The following is a 1,656-nucleotide window of genomic DNA, read 5'->3' as shown; positions in this document are numbered from 1 at the left end:
CGGGGGTGATGCCGGCCAGTGGCGCGTCGTCTCCCAATCGGCGTGGATCGGCGAAGGCCTGCCCGCAGTGCCGTTCATCAGGATCGATGATCAGACGGATAATCAGATGGGGCCGCCACGCTGGACATTGCGCGGCTTCACATCGAACCTGCGCTATTCGACCCGGAGCGAACGCTCGCTGCTCGACCGCCGGTCAGAGGGCCTCCACCGCAGCCACGCGACCTGCGCCGCGCTGATCCCGATCACCAAATCCCCGCAGTGGTGGGCGATGGCGCAGGACGAGCGACGGGCGATCTATGCCCGGTCAGAGCATATGGCCATCGGCGCTGACTACCTGCCCGCCATCGCCCGGCGGCTGCACCACAGCCGCGACCTTGGCGAACCCTTCGATTTCCTCACCTGGTTCGAATACCCGCCCGAGGCCAGCACTGCATTCGAGGCACTGGTCGCGCGGCTGCGCAGCACCGAGGAATGGGATCATGTGATCCGCGAGATCGATATCCGTCTGGTCCGCTGCTGAACTGCGTGCGGCAACCTGCTGGCCATCGCGAAGGATTGCCCTTATGCTGGGCTGCAACCCGCCGCCGGGCCAGGCCTCAGCAACGGGGCTGGCCAACGGCGCACAAGAGCAAGGGAGCCAAGGTCGATGCAGTTCCTGAAGATCCTCGTCGCGATCATGCTGGCGGTTGCCTTCGTGGTCTTCTCCTACAACAATTGGCAGGTGACTGCGGTGGAGCTGTGGGGCGGGCTTGAGCTGGTGACCAAGCTGCCGGTGCTGCTGGTCATCACCTTCCTCGCCGGTTTCCTGCCGCTGTGGCTGGTGCACCGCACCAGCAGCTGGCGGCTGAAACGGCGCATCGCGACGCTGGAGGCGAACCAGACACGCAGCTATCAGACGCTCGCGACGACGGCCATGGCCACCCCCGGCCCGGCAGCGCCAATGCATGCTCCGGCGGCTCAGCCCACCGCCGACAACACAACCGAAACGCCATTCGAAACGCCATCCGAACCGGCAAGCGTCCTGCGGTCGATCTGACCCGCAGCGACAAGACCACAGGAACATCCATGTCCAATCCCATCTATCTGGCAGTCGATGTGCCTGATCTGGCCCGCGCAACCGCGCTGGTGCAATCGGTGCGCGGCCATATCGGCGGGATCAAGCTGGGGCTGGAGTTCTTCTGCGCGCATGGCCACCACGGCGTGCACGAGATGGCAAAACTTGGCCTGCCGATCTTCCTTGACCTCAAGCTCCACGACATTCCCAACACCGTCGCCGCCGCGATGCAGGCGATCCACGTGCTCGAACCGGCGATCGTGACCGTGCATGCAGCGGGAGGACGCGCGATGATGGAGGATGCCAAGGCAGCGGCGGGCACGAACACCAAAGTGGTTGCGGTGACGATGCTCACCAGCCTTGATGATGATGACATGGCGCACATCGGCTTTGGCGGCAACACCCAGGACAACGTCCTGCGGCTAGCGGCGCTGGCGCACAAGGCGGGGCTGGATGGCATCGTGTGTTCAGGTCAGGAGGTCGGCGCGGTGCGCCATGCTTGGCGCGACGGCTTTTTCGTGGTCCCCGGCGTGCGCCCGGCAAGCGCCACCACCGGTGACCAGAAGCGTGCCGTCACTCCTCGTCAGGCGCGCGATGCGGGT

General features: G+C 65.4%; 3 protein-coding genes. All 3 read left to right on the top strand.

Features of this window, described 5'->3' with window-relative positions; all coding sequences use genetic code 11:
• A partial coding sequence (locus tag ACEW8G_RS09270) for a chlorite dismutase family protein (protein ID WP_373488142.1) occupies window positions 1-520 on the top strand: 520 nt, incomplete at its 5' end.
• 126 nt (window positions 521-646) lie between these two features.
• A complete protein-coding gene (locus tag ACEW8G_RS09265) occupies window positions 647-1,036 on the top strand; it encodes a hypothetical protein (RefSeq protein WP_373488141.1) in 390 nt (129 codons plus the stop codon).
• Window positions 1,037-1,065: 29 nt separating this feature from the next.
• Window positions 1,066-1,656, top strand: a 591-nt coding sequence (gene pyrF, locus ACEW8G_RS09260) for an orotidine-5'-phosphate decarboxylase (RefSeq protein ID WP_373488140.1), incomplete at its 3' end; no start/stop codon positions are given.

It is taken from the genome of Blastomonas sp. (genome assembly GCF_041747255.1).
GTDB lineage: Bacteria > Pseudomonadota > Alphaproteobacteria > Sphingomonadales > Sphingomonadaceae > Blastomonas.
Note: the sequence above shows the minus strand (reverse complement) of the source record. Positions and strands in the feature narration are given on the sequence as shown.

Excerpts from the sequence above, each read along its gene's own strand:
- ACEW8G_RS09265 (WP_373488141.1), top strand. The coding sequence starts at position 647 with ATGCAGTTCCTGAAGATCCTCGTCGCGATCATGCTGGCGGTTGCCTTC.